At 61.6% G+C, this 24,744-nt stretch carries 21 protein-coding genes; 11 read left to right on the forward strand and 10 right to left on the reverse strand.

The genetic code is table 11. The annotated features are described in order from the left end of the window. Positions 1 to 310: 310 nt before the first annotated feature. Positions 311 to 1,333 carry a hypothetical protein gene (locus CFI11_RS14165; protein ID WP_130407028.1) on the forward strand — a complete coding sequence of 341 codons (1,023 nt, stop codon included), beginning with the start codon at positions 311 to 313 and terminating at the stop codon, positions 1,331 to 1,333. 22 nt (positions 1,334 to 1,355) lie between these two features. Here CFI11_RS14165 and CFI11_RS14170 read toward each other — a convergent pair whose 3' ends face one another. Both CFI11_RS14170 and CFI11_RS14175 read right to left on the reverse strand, forming a co-directional pair. Continuing rightward, positions 1,356 to 1,814, reverse strand: a complete 459-nt coding sequence (locus CFI11_RS14170; RefSeq protein WP_130407030.1) for an Lrp/AsnC family transcriptional regulator — start codon at positions 1,812 to 1,814, stop codon at positions 1,356 to 1,358. Next, complete coding sequence (locus tag CFI11_RS14175) at positions 1,811 to 2,266, reverse strand: Lrp/AsnC family transcriptional regulator (protein ID WP_130407032.1); 456 nt, start codon at positions 2,264 to 2,266, stop codon at positions 1,811 to 1,813. Before CFI11_RS14175 ends, CFI11_RS14170 begins: the two co-directional genes overlap by 4 nt. 139 nt (positions 2,267 to 2,405) lie before the next feature. Here CFI11_RS14175 and ilvC point away from each other — a divergent pair, with 139 nt between their 5' ends. Next, positions 2,406 to 3,428 (forward strand): ketol-acid reductoisomerase, encoded by a 1,023-nt coding sequence (gene ilvC / locus CFI11_RS14180; RefSeq protein ID WP_130407034.1) that lies wholly within the window; start codon positions 2,406 to 2,408, stop codon positions 3,426 to 3,428. A 327-nt stretch (positions 3,429 to 3,755) separates the two neighbouring features. After that, the gene (locus CFI11_RS14185) at positions 3,756 to 4,646 is read left to right on the forward strand and encodes a DMT family transporter (protein WP_165390393.1); all 891 of its coding nucleotides are present in this window, start codon (positions 3,756 to 3,758) and stop codon (positions 4,644 to 4,646) included. A gap of 2 nt (positions 4,647 to 4,648) precedes the next feature. On the opposite strand, the gene glmM is transcribed toward CFI11_RS14185, so the two are convergent. From glmM to CFI11_RS14225, 8 genes are all read right to left on the reverse strand, one after another. Next, positions 4,649 to 6,004: a phosphoglucosamine mutase gene (gene glmM, locus CFI11_RS14190; RefSeq protein WP_130407038.1), complete on the reverse strand. Its 1,356-nt coding sequence runs from the start codon at positions 6,002 to 6,004 to the stop codon at positions 4,649 to 4,651. A 16-nt stretch (positions 6,005 to 6,020) separates the two neighbouring features. After that, complete coding sequence (folP, locus tag CFI11_RS14195) at positions 6,021 to 7,025, reverse strand: dihydropteroate synthase (protein ID WP_130407040.1); 1,005 nt, start codon at positions 7,023 to 7,025, stop codon at positions 6,021 to 6,023. Then, the gene (locus CFI11_RS14200; RefSeq protein WP_130407042.1) at positions 7,025 to 7,945 is read right to left on the reverse strand and encodes a dihydroneopterin aldolase; all 921 of its coding nucleotides are present in this window, start codon (positions 7,943 to 7,945) and stop codon (positions 7,025 to 7,027) included. Before CFI11_RS14200 ends, folP begins: the two co-directional genes overlap by 1 nt. Positions 7,946 to 8,153: 208 nt before the next feature. Further along, on the reverse strand, positions 8,154 to 8,789 hold the full coding sequence (locus CFI11_RS14205; RefSeq protein WP_130407044.1) for a cell wall hydrolase: 636 nt from the start codon (positions 8,787 to 8,789) through the stop codon (positions 8,154 to 8,156). 144 nt (positions 8,790 to 8,933) lie between these two features. Next, positions 8,934 to 11,510: a putative PEP-binding protein gene (locus CFI11_RS14210; protein ID WP_371687431.1), complete on the reverse strand. Its 2,577-nt coding sequence runs from the start codon at positions 11,508 to 11,510 to the stop codon at positions 8,934 to 8,936. Between the two features lie 209 nt (positions 11,511 to 11,719). Further along, positions 11,720 to 13,120 carry a TRAP transporter large permease gene (locus tag CFI11_RS14215; RefSeq protein ID WP_130407048.1) on the reverse strand — a complete coding sequence of 467 codons (1,401 nt, stop codon included), beginning with the start codon at positions 13,118 to 13,120 and terminating at the stop codon, positions 11,720 to 11,722. After that, positions 13,120 to 13,749, reverse strand: coding sequence for a TRAP transporter small permease subunit (locus CFI11_RS14220; RefSeq protein ID WP_130407050.1), 630 nt, complete (start codon positions 13,747 to 13,749; stop codon positions 13,120 to 13,122). Before CFI11_RS14220 ends, CFI11_RS14215 begins: the two co-directional genes overlap by 1 nt. A 75-nt stretch (positions 13,750 to 13,824) precedes the next feature. Then, positions 13,825 to 14,841, reverse strand: coding sequence for a C4-dicarboxylate TRAP transporter substrate-binding protein (locus CFI11_RS14225; RefSeq protein WP_130407052.1), 1,017 nt, complete (start codon positions 14,839 to 14,841; stop codon positions 13,825 to 13,827). A 462-nt stretch (positions 14,842 to 15,303) separates the two neighbouring features. On the opposite strand from CFI11_RS14225, the gene acs reads away from it, so the two are divergent. From acs to CFI11_RS14265, 8 genes are all read left to right on the forward strand, one after another. Continuing rightward, positions 15,304 to 17,277 carry an acetate--CoA ligase gene (gene acs, locus CFI11_RS14230; protein ID WP_130407054.1) on the forward strand — a complete coding sequence of 658 codons (1,974 nt, stop codon included), beginning with the start codon at positions 15,304 to 15,306 and terminating at the stop codon, positions 17,275 to 17,277. Between the two features lie 11 nt (positions 17,278 to 17,288). Beyond that, positions 17,289 to 17,978, forward strand: a complete 690-nt coding sequence (locus tag CFI11_RS14235) for an adenylate kinase (RefSeq protein WP_130407055.1) — start codon at positions 17,289 to 17,291, stop codon at positions 17,976 to 17,978. Positions 17,979 to 18,044: 66 nt separating this feature from the next. Then, positions 18,045 to 18,329 carry a DUF4212 domain-containing protein gene (locus CFI11_RS14240; protein WP_130407057.1) on the forward strand — a complete coding sequence of 95 codons (285 nt, stop codon included), beginning with the start codon at positions 18,045 to 18,047 and terminating at the stop codon, positions 18,327 to 18,329. A 5-nt stretch (positions 18,330 to 18,334) separates the two neighbouring features. After that, on the forward strand, positions 18,335 to 20,122 hold the full coding sequence (locus CFI11_RS14245) for a sodium:solute symporter family protein (protein ID WP_130407059.1): 1,788 nt from the start codon (positions 18,335 to 18,337) through the stop codon (positions 20,120 to 20,122). A gap of 92 nt (positions 20,123 to 20,214) precedes the next feature. Continuing rightward, positions 20,215 to 22,038: a DUF294 nucleotidyltransferase-like domain-containing protein gene (locus CFI11_RS14250; protein WP_130407061.1), complete on the forward strand. Its 1,824-nt coding sequence runs from the start codon at positions 20,215 to 20,217 to the stop codon at positions 22,036 to 22,038. 22 nt (positions 22,039 to 22,060) lie between these two features. Continuing rightward, a complete protein-coding gene (locus tag CFI11_RS14255) occupies positions 22,061 to 22,582 on the forward strand; it encodes a hypothetical protein (RefSeq protein WP_130407063.1) in 522 nt (173 codons plus the stop codon). Beyond that, positions 22,579 to 23,985 carry a 3'-5' exonuclease gene (locus tag CFI11_RS14260; protein WP_130407065.1) on the forward strand — a complete coding sequence of 469 codons (1,407 nt, stop codon included), beginning with the start codon at positions 22,579 to 22,581 and terminating at the stop codon, positions 23,983 to 23,985. Before CFI11_RS14255 ends, CFI11_RS14260 begins: the two co-directional genes overlap by 4 nt. Positions 23,986 to 24,153: 168 nt before the next feature. Then, positions 24,154 to 24,654 (forward strand): flavin reductase family protein, encoded by a 501-nt coding sequence (locus tag CFI11_RS14265; RefSeq protein ID WP_130410022.1) that lies wholly within the window; start codon positions 24,154 to 24,156, stop codon positions 24,652 to 24,654. The last annotated feature ends 90 nt before the right edge of the window (positions 24,655 to 24,744 follow it).

The raw sequence follows: 24,744 nt of genomic DNA on the forward strand, positions 1-24,744 counted from the left end.
GCACGGCATGTTTCCGCCCAGACGCGAAAGACCGCCGATGCAAACGATGCTCGGTTGTATCGCTCGCTTGTCTCACTCGCGAAAAGCGAACATGGTCCAACCGAAATTAGATCTGCAGATTTGCATCGAGACCATTCTTCCGGAGCGGACGACCACATGCTGCGTCAGCAATTCCAGCCTTTATTTCCGGCCTGCTCTGATGGTCAGAAGCTCTTGATCCCGAGAGCCGAGCACATGCCGAAACGCCGCGCGACCGTCATCCTAATGTCCCAATGTTTCTTAATGTTTCAGTCCTGGAGGAGACCCAGACATGCCCTTGCATAACCAGAGCGATATCACAGCATTGAAAGCCTATGGCAGCTCGCTCGTTCAACATCTCAAAGGCGACTACGAGGATAAGATCAAGGACTGGAAAAGCGCCTTGAGAAATCTTGGAAGCGCTTATGCGACGGCGTGCAAAAACCACGAAGCGGCCCTGACCGAGGCCGAGAAGCAACGCGCCAGCAGGCACGACCTCTATATGTCTGCGCTGTCGCTTGCCTGCGGTATGCAAGTGCGTTGGTTGGGGATCGCGTTGAAGAACACCAAGACGATCGGAGGCATGACAGAGGCCAGCAGGGACTATCTGGTTGGCGGGATCGAAGATGGAACCAAGTATCTCGCGGACCTCGGGATCAAGGGGATCAAGTCATCGCTCGACAAAAAGATGGAGCCGTTCAACAAACATCCACAGGTGTTTCAGAACGACTTGATCAACAACATTGAAATCGTTGCCAAGCAAATCCGGGAAAAGCTGCAGGCTGTGGATGAAGAAATGCTGCGCACCAGCGCCTGGGCCGAAACGGTGCTGCGCCGCACGAACGGAAACATGGCCGCGGCCGAGCGGGCCACACAGCAAATCGTGGACGAGTTGGAATGTCGCTGGCTTGAGAAAGCACATTATTACAACCACCCGCCTCGGGGCTTTGAGAACGTGATCGACATGAGCCGCAAGATCGAACGACAGATCTGGGCTCAGTGGGTGGCGAAGAACATGCACGCGGTTGAGCGTAAGGAATGGGGTGGCAATGTCGAAAAGACGGTTCAGGATTACGACAATCCGGAAGAGGCCGTTCTAGACCGTCTCGAACAGCTCCGTGTGATCAAACCGGCCTCTCAAAAAGAGCGCGATGCCATCAAGAAAATGGTGATAGAAAAAGGCGGCACATGGGATCCCAACCGCGTCGCTCCGGTCGATAATTTCGGATGGTTCGACAGCTTCGACGATGTCAAAGGATTGATTGGCTGGGCCCATGGATACAAAGCGGAGCAGGTTGGCGGCCCCATTCTCTAAGACTGATATCTCTGCCGGGGCGCTATCCCAGCGGTCCCGGCCGTCGCTCCTCGCTGAGCAGTACGTTCGCTTCCACCTCCCCTGCGCCGGGCAGCGTCATGATGCGCCGGCGCAGAACGCGTTCGAAGTCGGGCAGATCGCGCGCCACGATCCGCAGGCGATAATCGTAGAGCCCCAGAACATGCTCGACCGTTTGAACCTCGGGGATTGCGCTGACCGCGCGTTCGAAATCCTCCAGTGAGACACGACCCTTTCGTGCCAGTTTCACCCCTAAAAACACTGTAACTCCGAACCCCAAAGCCTCGGCATTCAGACGCAGGCGGCGGCCTTGCAAAACGCCCTCTTCCTGCAGGCGGCGGATGCGCCGCCAAGTGGCGGGCTGCGACAGGCCAAGCGCCTTGGCCAGCGCGGATGTGCTGCGCCCGGCATCCGTGGTCAATTCCCGCAACAAGGCGCGATCCATGTCATCGAGCGCGGTCATAGCGGCAGCCGCTCCTCTGACTTGATCCGCGCCACATGCATCAGCGCCTCGATATCTGCGATGTGGGGCAGTGTCAGAATGCGGGTGCGGTAAAGCTGCTGGTAATGCGCCATATCGCGCGCGATGACCGACAAGCGGACATCGACACGGCCCAGAAAGGTCTGGATCTCCAGCACTTCGGGCACCATGCGGGCCGCTTCCAGAAAGTCATCGAAGGCGCGGGGCTGCGTCTTGTCCAATGTGAACCGCAAACTGACCTCGACGGTAAAGCCAAGGGCCGCCCAGTTGATCCGCGCCTCGGCCCCCTGCAGGATATCCCGATCTTCCAGACGTTTGCGCCGCCGCGCGACCGCCGCAGCGGTCATCCCGGCCCGCTCGGCCAGTTCGGTATTGCCCAGGCTGGGATCGTCCTGAAGGTAACGCAGCAAACGGCGATCGGCATCGTCGAGCATAGAAGTTTCACGGATTGACAGTTTTGACGAATTGAAATGACACAGAAACCGCCGATTGTCACGACTTGTATTGGTTTCAGCTGCAAGGTCATTGCGATATCAAAACCGCCAAGGATCATCTGACGGAAGGACATCCACCATGCGCGTTTACTACGACCGCGATTGCGACATCAATCTGATCAAGGACAAGAAGGTTGCCATCCTGGGCTATGGCTCTCAAGGACATGCTCACGCACTTAATCTCCGGGACAGTGGCGCGAAAAACCTCGCCGTGGCTCTGCGGGAAGGCTCTGCCAGCGCCAAGAAGGCAGAGGCCGAGGGCCTGCAGGTCATGGGCATCGCCGAAGCCGCAGCCTGGTGCGATCTGATCATGTTCACCATGCCCGACGAGCTGCAGGCAGAGACCTACAAGAAATACGTGCATGACAACCTTAAGGAAGGCGCGGCTATCGCTTTTGCGCATGGCCTGAACGTGCATTTCGGCCTGATTGAGCCGAAGCCGGGCGTCGACGTCATCATGATGGCCCCCAAGGGTCCCGGCCACACGGTGCGGGGCGAATACACCAAGGGCGGCGGCGTGCCGTGCCTAGTGGCCGTGGACAACGACGCGTCGGGAAAAGCGCTTGAGATCGGGCTCTCCTATTGCTCCGCCATCGGCGGCGGCCGCTCGGGCATCATCGAGACGAATTTCCGGGAAGAGTGCGAAACCGACCTCTTTGGCGAGCAGGCGGTGCTGTGCGGCGGCCTTGTCGAACTGATCCGGGCCGGTTTCGAAACCCTGGTCGAGGCGGGCTATGCGCCCGAAATGGCGTATTTCGAATGCCTGCACGAAGTGAAGCTGATCGTCGACCTGATCTATGAAGGCGGCATCGCCAACATGAACTATTCGATCTCAAACACGGCTGAATACGGTGAATATGTCTCCGGCCCCCGTGTGCTGCCCTATGATGAAACGAAGGCCCGCATGAAGGCGATCCTGACCGACATTCAGACCGGCAAATTCGTGCGCGACTTCATGCAGGAAAACCAGGTTGGCCAGCCGTTCTTTAAGGGCACGCGCCGGATCAACGATGCACATCAGATCGAAAAAGTGGGCGAGGAACTGCGGGGTATGATGCCCTGGATCAGCGCCGGCAAGATGGTCGACAAAGAGAAAAACTAATCTCCACAATAGATTATCGCGAATATCTCATTTCGATTGAGATCGTAGCGATCTATGTTGACCCCGGCGCAGGCTGGGGTCAATTTGTCTTAAGATCCTGCGCCTATTCAGACTGCATCAGAGTGTAGACGCAAAAGCCCAGCAACGCGAGCAGTATGAAAATCGGCAAAACGAAAAATGCATCCATCATGTTCTCCTGTTCTATGGCGCGACTGTACCCGGCCTGCACGACAGCGCAATTGTGCGCCTGCCTGCCAGTCGTCAGAACGCAGACGATGCTGAATTTCAGTGCAAACCGTGCCTGACATCACGCCGCGAAGCTGGCTGATGGTTGCCACCCTCGCTTTTGTCTGGGGCGGGACGTTCCTGGTGACCGAACTGGCGCTTGAAGGGATCACACCGTTTTGGCTGGCGGCAAGTCGCATCGGCTTTGGCGCGGTGGTCACCTGGCTGATCTGGCAGCGCCTTGGCGGACGGCTGTTCGATGCGCCGCTGACATTTGCGCAAGGCATCGCCCTTCTGGCCGTCGGAGCGCTGAGCTCTGCCGTTCCGTTCATGCTTTTGGCGTGGGGCCAACAATATGTGACCGCGGGGTTCGCGGGCGTTTCGATGGCCTCGGCCACCCTGATCGTGCTGCCCTTGGCCCACTTCTTCGTGCCGGGAGAGCGGATGACCACGCGCCGCAGCCTTGGCTTTGTGATCGGTTTCGTGGGTGTCGTTGTCCTGATCGGCGCGCAGGCTTTCGAAAGCAGCGGCGCGGCGCTCGAACTGCCTGGGCGCTTTGCCTGCATCGGCGCGGCCTGTTGCTATGCGACCAGTTCCATCCTGATGCGGCGGCTTCCCTCGGTCGATCCGATCGGTCTGTCCTGCGTGCTGTTGGCGATCGGTGCAACCGTCGTCATCCCCGCCGCGCTGATTGTCGAAGGGCCGCCGCCCTCTATCGATATGCGCACGCTCGCGATATTGGCTTTTCTTGGGCTGATCCCGACCGCTGCCGCGAATGTCTTGCGGGTCATGGTCGTGCGAAGCGCCGGACCGGTTTTCATGAGCCTTGTGAATTACCAGGTGCCGGTCTGGTCGGTCTTGCTGGGCGTACTGATTTTGAGCGAACCCCTGCCGCCCTCGCTTCTTTGGGCGATGCTGCTTATTCTGGCCGGTGTCGGCCTCAGTCAATACGGCGCGCTTAAGCGCCTTTTCCGGGGTTCAGACCCGTCCTGAGATCAGCTCGCCGGCGACGACACTGCGTCTGCCACCGCCTCGACCACCTGGTTGACCGCCTGATCCAGCAGGGCTGCGTCCTCGCATTCGGCCATCACGCGGATCAGCGGTTCGGTTCCCGATTTCCGGATCAGCAACCGCCCCGTCCCGGTCAACGCGGCCTCCGCTTCCGCAATCGCGGCTGTCACGGCAGGTGCATCCAGCGGGCGCTGACCTTCGGCAAAGCGGACATTCTGCAGTTTCTGCGGCACCGGTACGAATTGCTGCGCCAGAACGCTGGCGGGCTGCTCTGCCCGGATCATCTCGGCCAGAAAGTGCAAGCCTGCCATCAGCCCGTCACCGGTGGTGGCGTAATCTGTCATGACGATATGCCCGGATTGCTCTCCCCCCAGGTTAAAGCCACCCTTACGCATGCGTTCGACAACGTAGCGATCGCCGACACCCGTCCGTTCAAGACGCAAGCCCTGCCCGCTGAGATGGCGTTCCAAACCGAGGTTTGACATCACCGTCGCGACCAGCGCGCCGCCTCTCAGCCGGTCGTCCGCAGCCCATCTGGTGGCAAGAAGCGCCATCAGCTGATCCCCGTCGGCCACCCTGCCGGTTTCGTCGATGAGGATGACACGATCCGCATCTCCATCCAGACAGATGCCCACATGCGCGCCATGTGCCACCACCGTCTCGGCCGCGATTTCGGGATGGGTCGATCCGCACCCTTCGTTGATGTTGGTCCCGTTCGGGGCAGTTCCGACCGGAATGACCTCGGCCCCCAATTCCCACAATATGTCCGGCGCCGCCCGATGCGCGGCGCCATTGGCACAATCCACAACGACCTTAAGACCGTCGAGCCGCAAATGTCGCGGGAGCGAGGATTTCACCCGCTCGCCATAGCGGAAGCGTGCATCGTCGATGCGCTTGGCCCTGCCGATATTGGCCGCCTGTGCAGGCTCAACACCCGCTTCGATCAACGCTTCGATCTCTGTCTCGGCCTGATCGGACAGTTTGAAGCCGTCCGGCCCGAAGAACTTGATCCCATTGTCCTGCGCAGGGTTGTGACTGGCCGAGATCATGATCCCCAGATCGGCCCGCATCGAGCGTGTCAAAAGCCCGACAGCTGGCGTCGGCACGGGCCCCATCAGCAAGACGTTCATCCCAGTCGAGGTCAGACCAGCCGTTAATGCGCTCTCGAACATGTAGCCTGAAAGCCGCGTGTCTTTGCCGATGACAACGCGATGCGCGCCGCTTGCCTCGCGACGAAAATAGCGCCCAACCGCCGCGCCCATGCGCAAGGCCATCTCTGCGGTCATAGGATGCGTGTTGGCCGTGCCGCGCACCCCGTCGGTCCCAAAAAGCGTGCGCATGTTCTGCTCCTCCCGTTCAGCGGGCATTATGTAAGGCGGTCCAAAGACGAAGCGCCTGGGCCGTTTCGGCCACATCATGCACCCTTAGAATTTGCACGCCTTGGGCGATCGCTGCAAGCCCCACCGCAATGGAGCCGGGCGCACGATCAAGCGGATCGGTTGCCTGGCCGATCTGTCCGATAAATCCTTTGCGCGATACACCCAAAAGGATGCCGCAGCCCAGACCGTGAAAAAGCGAGATGCCCCGCAGCAATGCCAGATTGTGTTCCAGCGTTTTGCCAAACCCAATGCCGGGATCGATCAGGATCAAATCGCGCGGCAATCCCGCCGCGACAAGCGCCTCTACACGTGCATGCAGTGCATCATATACGTCCAGCAGTATATTGTCATACAAGGGGTTTTTCTGCATCACGTCTGGCGTACCCTGACTGTGCATCACACAAACCGGCACCTGGTCCTGCACGCAATATTCAGCCAATGCAGCATCGAACAAGAGGCCAGAGACATCGTTGACAAGGGTCGCGCCCGCCGCCACCGCCGCACGGGCCACCGGCGCCTTGCGGGTGTCAATCGAGATCGGAATGCTGCTTTGCGCACGCAGTGCCGATATGACGGGCGCGGTCCTTGCAATCTCTGTCTCGACCCCGACCTCTGCCGCCCCGGGTCGGGTGGATTCGCCGCCGATGTCGATGATATCCGCCCCCGCGTCGACCATCCCGGCCGCAGCACTTAGCGCAGCCGCCGCCCCTTCATGCTGGCCCCCATCGGAAAAGCTGTCCGGTGTGACATTCAGAATACCCATGATCCGAGGCGCGCTCAGATCCATGCCCGCCACTGCCCCGCGCGGCGTCACAAGACGTGTCAGCGACTCCGCAGGCAGCTCGGACGCCGGAATGAGACGCGGTTCGGCATTGCGGGACAACACTTCGACCGTATCAAACCAGCACCCAGCTCCCGCGATGTCGAAAGCACCGGCTGGCCGTTCTGGCCCCGTCTGTACCAGCGGTCGAATGTAGTGCATCAAAGATGTGCCTGATCGACGGGAACCCCCCGCAGCGGGACGCCCGGCTGATCGGGAAGATCGGCGCCGAGCACCAGCATTTCACCCGCCTCGAACGTCGCTGCGAACCAGGCTGCAAGCGCCACCGAGTCTCTTGGATGAGCCGACGGTCCGTCAACCGCGTCCAGCACGATCTTCGAAGGGGCCCAGACCGAGATCTGACCGTTCTTCATCGCCCAGTCCAACTCCGTCCGGGTCGACACCACGACACATCTTGGATCGCGTGCGGCCAGAACCCAGGCATTCTGTTCGATTGCCAGCAAATCGATCCGCCGCTGTGTCATCGCATGGCCGGTTTGCGGAACGGCCAGGTCATGCGCGCCAACGCAGATGATCAGCGGACGCTCGCGCTGCTCCATCTGGTCGATCCAGCCGGACAGATGCGGGGAGCGGATTGCCTCATTCGACAGATAGGCAAGGCGCGGATGCGGGCGATCCTCTTCAAGCTCACCACCCGGCAAGGCATCCTTGCCGCGCACGATCTCCACACCCAGCGCGCCCGGTCCACGGTCGAGCTTTTCGATCCTGACGAATGCACGGATGGCCTGCGGCTCCAGTAATATCCGCTCGGCGATACGTTCGGCGAGCGTTTCAAGCAGGTTCAGACGCTCCTCTGCCAGTTCATGTGCAATCGCTTCGGTCACCCGGTCATAGCTGAGGATACGATCCACATCATCATCAATCGGGCCTTGCAACGGCTCGACCTCGACGACCACGTTAAAGCAGATCCTCTGCGTGGTGCCCCGCTCGGCCTGAAACGCGCCGATCTCGATCTCCACGACATGATCGCGGAGAGAGATCCTGTCCAGCGGCGCGGGGCGGGCCGTGGCCTCGGCCCGTTCGGACGGATGGGCGAAGGCCAGGCGGATTTCGGAGCTCATCGGCGACCCTCTTTCTCAATCACGCTGTCGATTTAACCGAGGTCGCGTTGCATAACAGGCCCGCCGACGCCGCGCCAGCCGGGAAAAGCGGCATCCTGCTCTGAACACCGATGCCATAGTGTGCCGATGTTCACCATTGGAAACGACCGCCCCGTTCCGTTAAGCGCGAACGATCCGCGGTCAGGCAGCCCTCGCCTTTACAGATACGTTAGTTCTTTGCGGCGGTCCGGAACGTATGGCGATAAAAGACATGCACGCCGATCTTTGCGGTTCTGGTATAAACCTGGCTCCAACGCGGGCGGACAGCAACCGTGTGGTAATGCGTGGCCCCGTTTGTCAGGTTTCCGGCCGTCCCGTCGAGGATGGCCCGCGCAACTTTGCTCACGCGTTCGAAGCTTCTGGGTTCACTAATGTTTTCCGAATGCCCGTCGCAGGTATAGGTGAACTGGCACTGATACCGCTTGCCCGTCCCCTGGTTGATCACCCCACAGACGCTGTTGGGAAAACGCGCGCTTTTCACGCGGTTCAAGATCACTTCGGCCACCGCGAACTGACCCTTGATGGTCTCGCCGCGCGCCTCGAAATAAAGCGCTTCGGACAGACAGCGCCAATGCGCATCCCCGGTGGCTTTCGGCTGGTGATCCAGCCAGGCCCGGCTGAAGCTGAAGTCCTCTGAATGGACCGCAGGTTCCGAGATCATCTCTTTGATCCGGGCCCGCGACACTGCGTTCAATCCGATCTGTTCCCGCTCAAACAGCGCCCGCAAACCCGTCTCTGAAGCCAAAAGAGGTGCGGCAAACAGCCCCGCAAAAACCGCGGCTGCGGCAAATAAATTCTTAAACATCGTCAACCCCAGGTTCGTCAGACACGACATAGCAGCATGCCGCGCCGCGGTGCGGGTTAACGTAAAAGCCCAACTTCGTCCAGTTTTGCGCAATTTGCGGGCAATTGGTGGGCGGATTCTTTCCAATTCGCGGTCCGGCTGACCTTATGCAGGGGCCACATCTGGCCCTTTATAGTCTGCCGGATTGGACATCTTGTGTGCGATCGCAAGCTGTGCGGCAGCCAGTCGCGCCACCGGGACGCGGAATGGTGAACACGACACGTAATCAAAGCCGGCCTCCCGGCAGAAGGCGATTGATTCGGGGTTTGCGCCATGCTCTCCGCAAATCGACAAGGTCACTTTCGGGCGGGCGGAGCGGCCCCGTTCCGCGCCCAGTTTCAGCAATTCCCCGACCCCGTCGATGTCGAGCGTATGGAACGGGTCTTCGGGAAACACACCCTGCTGAACATAGGCCGACATGAACCGGCCTGCATCATCGCGGGACAGACCATAAGTCATCTGCGTAAGGTCATTGGTTCCAAAGCTGAGGAACGACACATGCGGCGCAATCTCGTCCGATCGCAACGCCGCGCGCGGGGTTTCCACCATCACGCCCAAACGGTAGTCGAAGGCGCGTCCCCGTTCGGTTCGGACCGCAGCCGCGACCGCATCGATGCGGGCCTTCACCAGCTCCACCTCCCGCCGGGCCGAAACCAGCGGGATCATGATCTCCGGCACCACGGCCTCGCCCTCGCGGCTGGCCTCCAATGTCGCTTCGAAAATCGCGCGGGCCTGCATGTCGTAGATTTCCGGCAGCGTGACACCGAGCCGAACGCCGCGCAGGCCCAGCATGGGGTTATATTCCGCCATCTCTTCCACCCGGCGCGTGACCTGACTGACCGGGATGTTCAACGCTTCGGCCAGTTCGCGCTGGCCGGATCGGGTGGTCGGCAGAAACTCGTGCAGTGGCGGATCGAAGAGCCGGATGCAAACCGGCTGACCTTCCATGATGCGGAAGAGCTGGATGAAATCGGCGCGCTGCATGGGCAGCAGACGTTCCAGCACTGCCGCCCGGTCCTGGCTGCCCTCGGCAAAGATCATCTCGCGCATCACGGTCAAACGCACCGGATCAAAGAACATATGTTCCGTCCGGCAGAGGCCGATGCCCTGGGCATCGAAGTTGCGCGCGGTCTTTGCATCGGCAGGCGTATCGGCGTTAGCGCGGATCCCGATATCACGCGCCGCATCCGCCCACCCCATGAGCTTGTGAAACGCATCGTCCAGGGCCGCCTCAAGCATCGGGGGCTCTCCGGCAAGGATCTGGCCCGACGTGCCATCGACTGTGATCAGATCGCCTGCACTCATAACCCGCCCATCCGCAGCGACAAGCTGCTCACGCCGCAGGTGAAACCGCATGGAGGTCGCGCCAACGACGCAAGGCAGGCCAAGGCCCCGCCCGATGACCGCCGCATGGCTGGTCATGCCTCCACGTTCGGTGAGGACCGCCACCGCGGCATGCATGCCCCGAATATCCTCCGGCGCCGTCTCCCGCCGCACCAGGACACAAGGCTCTCTGCGGGCCGCGCTGGCCTGCGCTTCGGCGGCAGAAAACACGATCCGACCGGTGGCCGCGCCAGGGCTGGCAGCCATCCCGCTGCCCAAAACGTCGCGCGGCGCGCGCGGATCCACCTGGCGGTGCAACAATTCGTTCAGGGCTTTTGGCTCGACCCGCATCACCGCCTCCTGCGGGGTGATGATACCGTCCTCGGCCAGCCGCACCGCGATCCTGACAGCCGCGCGTGAACTGCGCGGGACGCGGACGCCATCCAGGATGTGGATCGCGCCGTTTTCGATCACGAACTCCACCTGCATCTCTTCGCGCAGTCGCCGGCGCATCAGGGCTGCGTGGGTCTTGAGGGCGGCAAAAGCTTCGGGCGCCACGTCTTCCAGCGCAGGGCCACGGGGATCTTTCTCCAGATAAAGCGCTTCGACCCCGGCGCCCAGGGCATCGCGTCCCTGGCTCTGGCTCAGATATCGCCCGGTGATTTGCGGATGACCCGTGTCGGTGTTCACCAGTTGCAGCACGCCCGATCCGCATTCGCCCTGCCCCAGACCGGGGATCATCTGCTGCACGACCAGGCCCAGCCCCGCATCGGCCGGGGCGCCTTTCGCCTGACGCAACAGACGGGCAGAGGTTGAATTCCAGGTGCGTGCCATGGATCTCAGCACAGCCGCCAATTGCGCGGCAGGATCCTGTGGAAACGGCTCCTCGGTTTCGTCTTCATAGGCTTGAAGGGTCTGCTTCAGCCCCTGCGGCCCGTCCTCCGTCACGCCATCGAAGACATCCGGGTCAAGCCGTGCCACGTGAACGGCATAGGCCTGGACAAACCGCAGATAGAGCGCCGATGACGCATTCTGGCCGAGAGTATCGCTCAGATCCACATAACGGGCATCGTTCATCCCGACATTCAGAACCGCCCCCGGTCCGCCCCAATCGGGATCTTCTGACGAAGGCCGCACGCAAAGCAACGCATCGGGATCAAAACAGGACACGACCGCGTCGATATCCGGCATATCTCCGCGCGCGATGCGCTGCACGGCCTCAAAGGACAAGGCAACCGTGCGCGGCACCGGCAAATCCAGCCGCACCAGCCGTTGCAGGCATTTTGCCCGCCCGCCATGGGTCCGTGTCGCCACCGGGGCCACCGGCGTGATCAGCGTCGTATGCGGATTCGTATGCACTGCGGTCCCTTCGATTGTGCTGGCGCAGCATAAACCCGTGCCTCCGTTGGGCAATAGGGTGCGATGTCGCGATGTCATGATGCTGTCACATCGCGGCAACAACGGGATTGGGCCGCGATAACAAACTCTTCCGGCGTCTCTATCGGCGGGCTCAGATCTGCCGCTGGCGCCATATTGGTGTGCGCCGCAGGCGCTCCTTTTGGCAGCCGCTAACTGGCGAGCCCCGGCAGGTAAAGCACGATGGCGGGAAAGGCGACCAGAAGGGCGATGGTGATCGCGTCAGCGATGAAGAACGGTGTCACGCCCTTAAAGACATCCTGCACGCTCAGATCTTCTCTGACACCGGCCACAACGAAACAGTTCAACCCGATCGGCGGGGTGATCAGACAAAACTCGGCCATCTTCACCACCAGGATGCCGAACCAGATCGCGCACATCGTCCCGGACATCCCGAACGCACTTTCCGCTGCCGTCACGTTCTCCCCTCCGTTCAGCGCCATGACGGCGGGGAAAACCACCGGCAAGGTCAGAAGCAGCATGCCGATGGCGTCCATGAACATGCCAAGAACGGCGTAGGCCAGAAGAATGCAGATCAGGATCAGCATCGGCGACATCTCAAGCGCGGTGATCCAGTCCGAAAACGCGCCTGGCAAATCGGCAAAGCCCAGAAACCGGACATAGATCAGCACGCCCCAGATTATGGTGAAGATCATCACGGTCAGCTTCGCGGTCTCCAGCAACGCCGACTTTAGCTCCCGCCAGCGCATCCCCTTGGCCAGCGCGAAACAGAAAACCACGAATGCGCCCAAGGCCCCGCCCTCAGTTGGCGTGCCGATGGAATCGCCAAACGGGTTGTAGACAAAGCTGATGATGATCAGCACCACCGCCACGATCGGCAGCGCCCCCGGCAGCGCGGCAAAGCGCTGCCCCCATGTAAAGCCCCGCACCGGTGGCCCCACGGTTTTGAAGACTACAGCGATAGAGATGATCAGGATGGCATAGATGAAGGCGGAAAAGACGCCCGGTATGAAGCCGGCGAGCAACAGCATGCCGACATCCTGCTCAACGATGATCGCGTAAATCACCAGGATCGCAGAGGGCGGGATGAGCGAGGCAAGCGTGCCCCCCGCCGCCACGACGCCCGCCGCGAATTGCTTGTTATAGCCGATCTTCAGCATTTCCGGGATCGCGATGCGGGCAAAAACCGCCGCCGTCGCCACCGACGCACCCGAGACGGCAGCAAAGCCTGCGGTTGCAAAAACCGTCGACACCGCCAACCCGCCCGGAACCCAGGCGATCCAACGCTTCGCTGCCTCGAAAAGGGCCGTCGTCAGCTTGGCGTGATAGGCCAGATAACCGATCAGGATGAAGGTGGGGATCAGGCTCAGCGCCTGGCTCGCCACCTTGGAATGCGGTACCTGCCCCGCCGTCTTGATCGCGACAGTCAGCGCCCATCCCAGATGCTCAAACCCGAAATCGCGCTTGGCCCAGAAGATCAGGATCAATCCGACAAGGCCCGCAAGACCCGCCGCGAAAGCCACGCGCATTCCCAGCACGACCATAAAAAGAAGGCCCGCCGTGACCCAAAGGCCGATGGTGATCGGATCCATCACTTGCCCCCGTCAAGCTGTTCGGCTTCGGCCGCGGCCTGCGCGGCAGCGTCCTGCACCAGCGGCACCGCCACCGGATGCTCCAACCCCAGCACGAAGGCGCGTCCATAGCCCCAGATCTGGATCAGCAGACGCAGGCAGAGAAGCCCAAACGCCACAGGCGCAAGCAATTTGGCCGGCCAGAGCGGCAGGCCGATATCGATCGAGCTGTCCCGGCTCCACATCGGGGCATTCCAGTCGAAACTGCGGTCGAAATGCGACCAGCTTCCCCAGACCAGCGCCACCATCAGGAAAAAGATCAACAGGACAGAGATAAGTTCGAACAGCCACAAGGCCCGTCCCTTCAACTGACTGATCGCGATATCCATCCGGATATGCGTCCCGTCGCGCTGCACAAAGGCAATGCCCATGAACGCGATCAGCGGCATCACCGCCTCGACCCAGTCGACATAGCCGGGCAACGGACGGTTAAAGAGGTTGCGCCCCCCCACGGACCAAACGGCCATCAGCATCAGCGACAAGACCGCGACGCCGCTGATCAGCGCGAAGAAACGTTCGACCGTCAGAAGGCTGCGATCAAGACGGCTGAGGACGGAGCCGTCCTCCAGCACCGGGGCACTACCGGCCATATACTCTTATCCTTTGGGAAAGCGCGTTTCACAAAAAAGGTCCGGGCGATACCTGTCGCCCGGACCCCGACCACATCAGTTGGTGGCGCGTGTCTCTTCCAGCGTCGAGATCACTAGGTCATAGAGCTCCTGCGCGGGCAGCCCCTGCGCGCTCATATCCGTGATCCACTTCTCGCGGATCGGATCGGCCGCGGTCGAGCGGAACTCGGCCAGGACCTCATCCGAAATCTCGACCTTCTGAACGCCCTTCTCTTCCAGCACGCTGTCCCAGCGCTCCAGAAGCTCACCGTAGTTGGCCAGATAATGCGCGATGGCCTCTTCCACCGACGCGTCAAGTGCCGCGCGATGCTCATCGCTGAGTGCGTCATAGGCGTCGGTGTTCACGACGACCGGGCAATTGACCGTGCCGGGATTGAGGTTGGCCGTCCACCAATCGGCTTCGTTGATCGTGCCAAAGCTCAGATGCGCGTGCTGGGCAAAGGCCACGGTATCGACCACGCCGCTTTCCATCGCGTTATAGGCTTCCGGCGCGGGGACCGAGGTTGGAACCCCGCCCACGGCTTCAAAGGCCTGGCCCAGACCGCCGGTGGCCCGCACGCGCATGCCGTTGAACTCGCTCAGCTCATCGCGCGGTTCTCCGGTGCCAACGATGTTGTATTGCGGCATGGGCGAGGTCATCAGCAGCTTGGCGCTCCACTGTGCCATCTCGTCCTGAACCGCCGGATGATCGTAGACGGCGTGGCTCACCGCCACCTCTTCCTCAAGGTTGCTCACCCCCAGAAACGGCAGCTCCAGCACGGTGATGGCGCGGTTCTTGTCACGGTGATAGCCCGCGCAGAATTGCGCCATCTCGAACGCACCGATAGAGATCCCGTCCAGGTTCTCGCGCGGTTTGGACAGCCCGCCATAGCTGATGTTGATCGTGAACTCACCGCCCGTCTTTTCCGAGACAAGCTCAGCCAGCTTCTCGACATGTTCTGTAAAGGCGCGGCGCTTGCCCCACAGGGACGCGTTCCATTCCGTGGCGGCCGCTTCGGCCACGAATGCCACGCTGATTGCCGCGGCGGCGGCGCCGGTCAGGTATTTCTTCATGATCTCACTCCCTTAATGCAGCGCCTCTCTGGCGCCGCTTGATCGAGAAGCTAACCCGCCCTCCCGGCACTGCCAAGCCCTCACCGACTCGCGCGCCTGCAGAGCGGGACGATAAATGATACATTTTCTGTATACGATTGCATGCCGAAACAATATGTCACACCCGGCCTCTCTTGCGAAAGGATCGAAGCAAGCCATGTCAGCAAATTCATGCGCATATCGCCGCAGGCTGCTTTGACAAGTAATGCCCTTGGGTTTCTGCACTTTTTTGCCGACACATGTCGAAAATTTACAGATTCACGGACCATTTTGAAATCGATTTACAAGCAAATCGTTTCTTTTCCGCTGCTTATTCACTTATTTTCATCCGCTGGTATGATTACGGCAAGGGTGGAGAGATGCGATTTGCCGGTTAGCATGGGTCTCGACATCACGACCAAACGCTAGGGGGAGGAGCCTCGCATGAGCGAAACCGCGCAATCCGAGACAGTACAGAACACCGTTTATCCGCCGTCGGCGGATGTTGTGGCGCATGCACATATTGACGCCGCAAAATATGACGAGATGTACGCGGCCTCCATCACCGATCCGGAGGGGTTCTGGGGCGAACATGGCAAGCGGCTCGACTGGATGAAGCCGTATAGCCAGGTGAAGGACGTCAACTACGGCTTTGGCAATGTCAGCATCAACTGGTTCGCCGACGGCACGCTGAATGTCAGCGCGAATTGCATAGATCGCCATCTGGCGACCCGAGGCGATCAGACGGCAATCATCTGGGAACCGGACGATCCGAACGACGCGGCCAAACACATCACCTATAAACAGCTTCACACCAGCGTCTGCCGCATGGCCAACGTGCTGGAGAGCCTTGGCGTGCGCAAGGGCGACCGGGTTGTGATCTACCTGCCGATGATCCCCGAAGCCGCATACGCCATGCTCGCCTGTGCCCGCATCGGTGCGATCCATTCCATTGTTTTCGCAGGCTTTTCCCCCGACGCGCTGGCGGCGCGGATCAACGGTTGCGACGCCAAGGTTGTAATCACCGCTGACGAGGCGCCCCGTGGTGGGCGCAAGACGCCGCTGAAATCAAACGCGGACGCCGCGCTCCTGCACGTGATGCATGACTGCAAATGTCTTGTCGTGAAGCGGACCGGCGGGCAGACCACATGGATCGCCGACCGGGATTATGATTACAACGAAATGATGCTGGAGGCGGACGACTACTGTGCCCCGGCGGAAATGAACGCGGAAGATCCTCTCTTTATCCTCTACACCTCTGGCTCGACCGGCCAGCCCAAGGGCGTTGTGCATACGACGGGCGGATATCTCGTCTATGCCGCGATGACGCATGAGATCACCTTCGACTACCACGACGGCGATATCTATTGGTGCACCGCCGATGTCGGCTGGGTCACCGGCCACAGCTATATCGTTTATGGCCCACTGGCCAACGGCGCGACGACGCTGATGTTCGAGGGTGTGCCGACCTTCCCGGACGCCTCCCGCTTCTGGCAGGTTTGCGAAAAGCACAAGGTGAACCAGTTCTACACCGCCCCTACCGCCATCCGCGCGCTGATGGGCCAGGGCCCGGAATTTGTCGAGAAATGCGACCTCTCCTCCCTGCGCTTGCTGGGCACGGTGGGTGAGCCGATCAACCCCGAGGCTTGGAACTGGTACAATGACGTGGTCGGCAAGGGCAAATGCCCCATCGTCGACACTTGGTGGCAGACGGAAACGGGCGGTCACCTGCTGACCCCCCTGCCCGGCGCACATGCGTTGAAGCCTGGCTCGGCCATGAAACCGTTCTTCGGCGTGCAGCCGGTGGTGCTGGACCCGCAATCGGGCGAAGAGATCCACACCTACCCCACCGAAGGCGTGCTCTGCCTCAAAGACAGCTGGCCCGGCCAGATGCGCACGGTCTGGGGTGATCACGAACGGTTCGAGAAGACCTATTTCAGCGACTACAAGGGTTACTATTTCTCGGGCGACGGATGCAAACGCGACGCCGACGGGGATTACTGGATCACCGGGCGCGTGGATGATGTGATCAACGTCTCCGGTCACCGGATGGGCACCGCCGAGGTCGAAAGCGCGCTTGTCGCCCATGCCAAGGTCGCCGAGGCCGCCGTGGTCGGTTATCCCCACGAGATCAAGGGCCAAGGCATCTATTGCTATGTCACGCTGATGAACGGGGTCGACCCGTCCGACGATCTTTACAAGGAGTTGCGCGCCTGGGTGCGGACCGAAATTGGACCCATCGCCTCTCCTGACGTGATCCAGTGGGCGCCTGGCCTGCCCAAGACACGCTCGGGCAAGATCATGCGGCGCATCCTGCGCAAGATTGCCGAGAACGACTTTGGCTCGCTGGGCGACACGTCAACCCTGGCCGATCCATCGGTCGTGGATGATCTGATCGCAAATCGCGCCAACCAGTGAGGGCTGAACCGATGGATGGCACCACCGCAGTGACCACGACCCCCGCCGTTCTGATCCTGCTTGGCCCTCCTGGGGCCGGCAAGGGCACGCAGGCCCGCAAGCTGGAAGAGCGGTTTGGCCTTGTCCAGCTTTCCACCGGGGATCTTCTGCGGGCGGCAGTCGCAGCGGGCACCGAGGCTGGCAAGGCCGCCAAGGCGGTGATGGAGGCGGGCGATCTGGTCAGCGACGAGATCGTCATCGCCATCCTGCGCGACCGCCTGGGCGAGCCGGACTGCGCCAAGGGCGTTATTCTCGACGGCTTCCCCCGCACCACGGTGCAGGCCGGGGCGCTTGACGATCTGCTGACCGAGAGCGGCCAGCGCATCAACGCCGCCATCAGCCTTGAGGTCGATGACGCGGCGATGGTGACCCGCATCTCGGGCCGCTACACCTGCGGATCCTGCGGTGAGGGATACCACGACACGTTCAAGACACCCGCAAAAGAAGGTGTTTGTGACAATTGCGGCGGCACGGAGATGAAACGCCGGGCCGACGACAATGCAGAAACAGTGGCCAGCCGCCTTGAGGCATATCATGCCCAGACGGCCCCGCTGATTGCATACTACGCCGATAAGGGCGTGCTGAAATCCATTGACGCCATGGGCGACATCGAGGCGATTTCAGACGCGCTCGCAACCATCGTCCAGGGGGCGATGGACTAGGAAGGGAACCGGGCTCCCACCAAGCCAAAGGGGCCTGCAATCTTGGAGGAAGAAGGAGGAACCGCCATGGCGGACCAATCTACTCATGCCGCGAATACAGCAGAAGCCGACAAGGGCTACTGGGCGGCAAACATTCGTATCATTCTGATAAGTCTGGTTATTTGGGCCCTCGTGTCCTTCGGTTTCGGCATCCTGCTACGCCCGCTTCTCAGCGGTATCAGCGTGGGTGGCACCGATCTGGGCTTTTGGTTCGCACAACAGGGTTCGATCCTCGTCTTCCTGGCGCTGATCTTTTTCTACGCCTGGCGCATGAACCGTCTCGACCGTGAATTCGGCGTCGAAGAGGAATAGGACTAATGGATCAGTTTACCCTTAACCTGCTGTTTGTGGGCGCCTCCTTCGCGCTCTACATCGGCATCGCGATCTGGGCCCGTGCGGGGTCCACATCGGAATTCTACGCCGCCGGGCGCGGCGTTCATCCGGTCACCAACGGCATGGCCACGGCAGCCGACTGGATGTCGGCGGCCTCCTTCATCTCGATGGCGGGCCTCATCGCCTTTACGGGCTATGACAACTCCACCTTCCTGATGGGCTGGACCGGCGGTTACGTCCTGCTCGCCCTGCTGCTGGCGCCTTACCTGCGTAAATTCGGCAAGTTCACCGTTTCCGAATTCATCGGCGACCGGTTCTACAGCCAGACCGCCCGCATCGTCGCCGTGGTCTGCCTGATCGTAGCCTCCGTCACCTATGTGATCGGCCAGATGACCGGCGTGGGCGTGGCCTTTGGCCGCTTTCTGGAGGTCGACAATACGACCGGCCTTCTGATCGGCGCCTGTGTGGTCTTTGCCTACGCGGTTTTCGGCGGTATGAAGGGTGTGACCTACACGCAGGTCGCGCAATATTGCGTGCTGATCACCGCCTACACGATCCCCGCGATCTTCATCTCGCTGCAACTGACCGGCACGCCAATCCCGGCCCTGGGCCTTTTCGGCGAGCATGCCGCCTCCGGCCAGCCGCTGCTGGAGCGTCTGGACCAGATCGTGACCGAACTGGGCTTTAACGAATATACCGCCCACCATTCGGACACGTTCAACATGGTGCTCTTCACGCTCAGCCTGATGATCGGTACCGCCGGTCTGCCTCACGTGATCATGCGCTTTTTCACCGTGCCGCGCGTGTCCGACGCCCGCTGGTCCGCCGGTTGGACGCTCGTGTTCATCGCGCTTCTCTACCTGACCGCCCCCGCCGTGGGTGCGATGGCACGGCTCAACATCACCGAGCTGATGTGGCCCGAAGGCACGCAAGGTCAGGCCGTGAGCGTCGAGCAGATCGAAACCGATCCGCGCTATGACTGGATGGCCACCTGGCAGAAAACCGGCCTTCTGGGCTGGGAAGACAAGAATGGCGACGGTCGCATCCAATACTACAACGATGAAGCCGAAACCATGCAGACCCGTGCGACCGAGGCTGGCTGGCAAGGCAACGAGCTGACCAACTTCAACCGTGACATCCTGGTTCTGGCGAACCCCGAGATTGCCAACCTTCCGGGCTGGGTCATCGGTCTGGTGGCGGCAGGCGGCCTTGCTGCGGCGCTTTCTACGGCGGCGGGCCTACTTTTGGCCATCTCGTCAGCGGTGTCGCATGACCTTATCAAAGGGGCCATCGCACCAACGATCTCGGAAAAGGGAGAGCTTCTCTCCGCCAGGATTGCCATGGCCGCGGCCATTGTGGTGGCGACCTATCTGGGGCTCAATCCTCCGGGGTTTGCCGCCCAGACCGTGGCGCTCGCCTTCGGACTGGCTGCTGCTTCGATCTTCCCGGCGCTGATGATGGGGATCTTCTCGACCCGCATCAACAATGTGGGCGCTGTGGCGGGGATGCTGGCCGGTCTGGTGACGACGCTGCTCTACATCTTCCTGCACAAAGGCTGGTTCTTCATCCCGGATACCAACCTCTTCTCCGACAGCGATCCTCTGATCGGCACGATCCAGTCGACCTCCTTCGGGGCCGTCGGTGCGGCGATCAACTTTGGTGTCGCCTACATCGTTGCCGGCATGACCAAGGAGACGCCGCAGGAGATCAAGGAACTGGTGGAAAGCGTGCGTGTGCCCCGTGGGGCCGGTGCCGCAGCCGCCGATCACTGATGGCATGACCGGGGTCTCTCCCTCCCCGTAGCCACACGTCCCGCCCGGGCCTCCCCCCGGGCGGGACATTTCGTTTTTCGATGAGGTGCACGATGCCCCTGACAGAGCTAGAGCTGAACCGGTTCCTGACCTCCGTGCACCCCTATGACAGCCTTGAGGCGGACACGCTTTCGGAGCTGACCCCGAAATTCCAGATGATCTCCGCCGCACCCGGTGATACGATCTATGAGCTGGGCGAGCGGCTCGATGGCCTCTATCTCGTCCATCATGGCGAGGTGGAGGTCAGCGATGAGGCCGGCCTGCCCGTCTCCATCCTCGGACCCCGCAATTCCTTCGGTGAGCGTGGCCTGACCCGCGACGGCATCGCTGCGACTTCCGCCAAGGCCTCTGCCGATACCGTGCTGCTGATGCTGCCCAAGCCGGACTTTGATGCGTTGATGGCGGCTGAGCCCGCCGTGGCACGCTTCTTCGACCGCCGCCGGACCGACGCACCACGCGGCAATGATCTGGCCACCAGCCGGGTCGAAAGCTTCATGGCGGCCTCGCCCGTCACCTGCGCGCCGGATGTCACTGTCCAAGAGGCTGCCGCTTTGATGCGGGACAAGCACATCTCGTCGCTCTGCATCACGGCCGACGACGCCCTGGCGGGCATCGTCACCACCCGTGACCTGTCGGGCAAAGTGCTGGCCCAGGCGCTGCCCGTCGACACGCCCGCCGCCATGGTGATGACCCCTGCCCCCCTGACCCTCGCCCCGTCGGCCATCGGTTCGGACGTGCTTCACGCGATGATGGAGCACCGGATCGGCCATATCCCTATCGTCGAGGCGGGCAAGCTGGTGGGCATCGTGACGCAAACCGACCTCACCCGCTTTCAGGCCGTCAGCTCCGCCGAGCTTGTCAGCCGCATCGCCGGAGCCTCCAGCCCCGAAGAAATGGCGCAGGTCACCGCCGAGATCCCCCGCCTGCTGGTCCAGCTTGTCGCCAGCGGCAACCGGCATGAGGTCGTCACCCGCCTGATCACCGACATCTCCGATACCGTCACCCGGCGCCTCTTGGCGCTGGCCGAGACGCAATTCGGTCAACCGCCCGTGCCCTATCTCTGGCTCGCCTGCGGATCACAGGGACGGCAGGAACAGACTGGCGTCAGCGACCAGGACAATTGCCTCTTTCTGAGCGATGATGCGACCGAGGGCGACATGGAATATTTCCGCAACCTCGCGCGCTATGTCAGCGACGGACTGCATATCTGCGGATACGTCTATTGCCCCGGCGACATGATGGCCACCAACCCCCGCTGGTGTCAGCCCCTGCGCGTCTGGCGCGACTATTTCCGCGGCTGGATCGCCAAGCCTGATCCCGAAGCACAGATGCTCGCCAGCGTGATGTTCGACCTGCGCCCCATCGGCGGCGACCGGACGCTCTTTGACAGCGTACAGGAGGAGACGCTGAAAGCCGCCTCCGCCAATTCGATCTTCGTCGCTCACATGGCCAGTAACGCGCTGAAACACACCCCTCCTTTGGGACTGCTTCGGGGCTTTGCCACCATCCGTTCGGGCGAACACCGCAACACGCTGGATCTGAAGCATAACGGCGTCGTGCCCGTCGTCGATCTGGGCCGTATCTACGCGCTTCAAGGTCGCCTTGCCCCCGTAAACACCCGTGCCCGCGTGGAGGCGGCTGAAGCCGCAGGCGTGCTCAGCCCTTCCGGCGCGCGGGATCTTCTCGACGCCTATGACCTGATCGCCGAAACCCGGCTCGACCATCAGGCACGTCAGATCAAGACCGGCGCCAGGCCGGACAATTTCCTGGCCCCTTCGGCCCTTTCCGATTTTGAACGCAGCCATTTGCGGGACGCCTTCGTTGTGGTCAAATCGCTGCAATCGGCCATGGGCCACGGACGGGGAATGCTGGGCTGAGACGGACCAAGGGGGGAGAGCCATGTTTCTGGAATTGATCGCGACCTTCATCGCAGGGCTCGCTGTGGCAGGCGTCATCATGCTGGCCAATCGACTGCTCGGCGGGCGACTGCCACGGTGGCTGATCCCCGTGGGCGCGGGCCTCGGCATGATCGGCACGACGATTGCCAGCGAATACGGCTGGTTCGACCGCACCCGCGCCACCCTGCCCGAGGGCATGGTGATCGCCCAGACCGTCGAGAACCGCAGCTTCTACCGCCCCTGGACCTATGCAGCACCTTATGTCGAACGGTTCGTGGCCGTTGACACCACCTCCATCCGCACCAACGACGCGGTTTCCGGCCAGAAGCTGGCTGATCTCTTTTTCTTCGGGCGCTGGTCCCCTGTCGAAAGCATGCCGGTGATCGCCGATTGCCCCGGCGCGCGCCGGGCGCCCCTCACGCCCGAGACGGAATTCGACGCAGCCGGTGCGGTGATCGACGCGCCCTGGATCCGCGTGACCGAGGAAGACCCGGTTCTGCGGACGATCTGCGAGGCGGCGTGATGGAACGGCTGGGCCTGCGTCTACGCGTCTTTCTCTTTTTCGCCGCGCTGGCCGCCGCCGGTGTTGCACTGGCCTTTGGCGCACTTTGGCTGGCCTATCAGCGAGGCGGTGCCGGGATCCAAGCCGCGTTGTTGCCCACCGCCATCATCATCGCCTTCGGTTTTCCCGGTCTTTGTGTGGGCATCTGGCTGCTTTTTGACGAAAACGTCGCCAAACCGATCGAACGGCTGGCCGCGGAAATGCGCAGCCGGGCGCATGCCGGGGTCTCTTCGGACATGGACCTGCACCATGCGCGCTATCTGGGCGATCTGGCACCCGCGGCCATGGCAGTGACCGGAAAGCTGAATGCCAGCACCTTCGATCAGGCCGAAGCGGTGGCCGCGCAAACCGCCAAGCTGGCTTCTGAAACCGAGCGGCTGACCGCGCTTCTGACGGAAATCCCGGTGGCGATGATCATCGTGACGCCGAACCACAAGATCGTCCTTTATGACGGTCAGGCAGCCGACATCCTGTCGCAAATCGCCCCGCCCCGTCTGAATGCATCGGTGTTCGACTATTTCGAAAAGGACGGGGTTCTTGCAGGCTATGACGCCCTTGTCCGCACCGGCATGGACAGCAAGGCCGATCTGACCGAAACGGGGGGCGCCCGCGCATTCGGGGCCCGGTTGAAGCCTTTGGGCGATGCGCCTGGATACATGCTGATCATCGACGATGGCACGGTGGAGATCGCACCCGATGCGCCCCGCCCCCTGGTCTATGATTTCGATCTGATGGAGCGGACCGAAACCGGTCCGCAGCATGATGCGATCGACGCTCTGTGCTTTGTCGTGTTCGACACGGAAACGACGGGCCTGTTGCCCCACCGGGACGAAATCGTGCAAATCGGCGCTGTTCGCGTGCTTAACGGCCGGATCGTCCCGGGTGAGAGCATTGATCTTCTGGTGCATCCCGGATGCCCGATCCCGGCCGCCTCAAGCCGCGTGCACGGGATCACGGATGCGATGGTCGCCGAAGCGCCTCGCATCGAAGTGGCGGGTCGCGCCTTTCATCATTTTGCCCGTGACGCCGTCATCGTGGCCCACAATGCGCCCTTCGACATGGCCTTTCTGCGCCGGCATGCAGGGCGGATTGGCGTGACATGGGATCACCCGATCCTCGACACCGTGCTTTTGTCCGCCGTTCTGTTCGGTGCCAGCGAAACGCATACGCTCGACGCTCTTTGCGACCGGCTCGACGTGACCATACCGGAAAAGCTGCGTCACACGGCACTCGGGGATGCACAAGCAACCGCCGAAGTGCTCTGCAAGATGCTTCCCATGCTCCGCGCGCGCGGTCTGGACACATTCGGCGCGGTTGTTGCAGAGACGCGCAAATATGGTCGCCTTCTGGAAGATCTCAACTGAGAAAACCGCGACGCGTCCGCCACGGCACAAAGCGCTTGTCCTGCTCACCCAAGGCCTTACCTCCAGATCATGCCTCAGACAACCAGACTGCGGACCGAGCACCGCCGGAGTGGACAACGGAGCGATGACGTGGCACCAGACACCCAGATCATGCAGGCGCAAGCGGATATGTCCGAACACTCCTTCACACCCGGCCCGCAGACGGCCCGCGCGCTTCGGGACGCGCTTGGATGTTATGGCACCGGCGTGACCGTCGTGACGACGATGAGCCCGCAGGGTCCGCTGGGCATGACGGCCAATTCATTCGCGTCCGTCTCTCTCGATCCGGCGCTTGTGCTCTGGTCTCCGGCGAAATCGTCCAGCCGATATGCGAGTTTCGTCGCAGCGCGCCACTTTGCGATCCACGTGATGGCCGAGGACCAGCAGGATCTTGCGCTGCATTTCGCCCGTCAGGGTGACGGGTTCGACGCGGTTGACTGGACCCCGTCGGAAGAAAACGCACCAATCCTCAGCGGGTGTCTCGCCCGGTTTGAATGTGCGACATCCGCCGTGCACGATGCGGGAGATCATTCCATCGTTGTCGGAGAGATCCTGCGCGCGGCACACCGGCCCGGTCAGGGGCTGATGTTCAAGCGCGGTCAATATGGTGGCTTTGCCGGGCTCGATTGAAAACGGATCAAACCGCAAGTCCGCAGCATCGAAAGAGGGGCGGCAAGGCACTTTCAAAGGCCCCTTATCCACCCTTCCCCAAAGAACCGT

This window comes from Thalassococcus sp. S3 (assembly GCF_004216475.1).
Lineage (GTDB): Bacteria > Pseudomonadota > Alphaproteobacteria > Rhodobacterales > Rhodobacteraceae.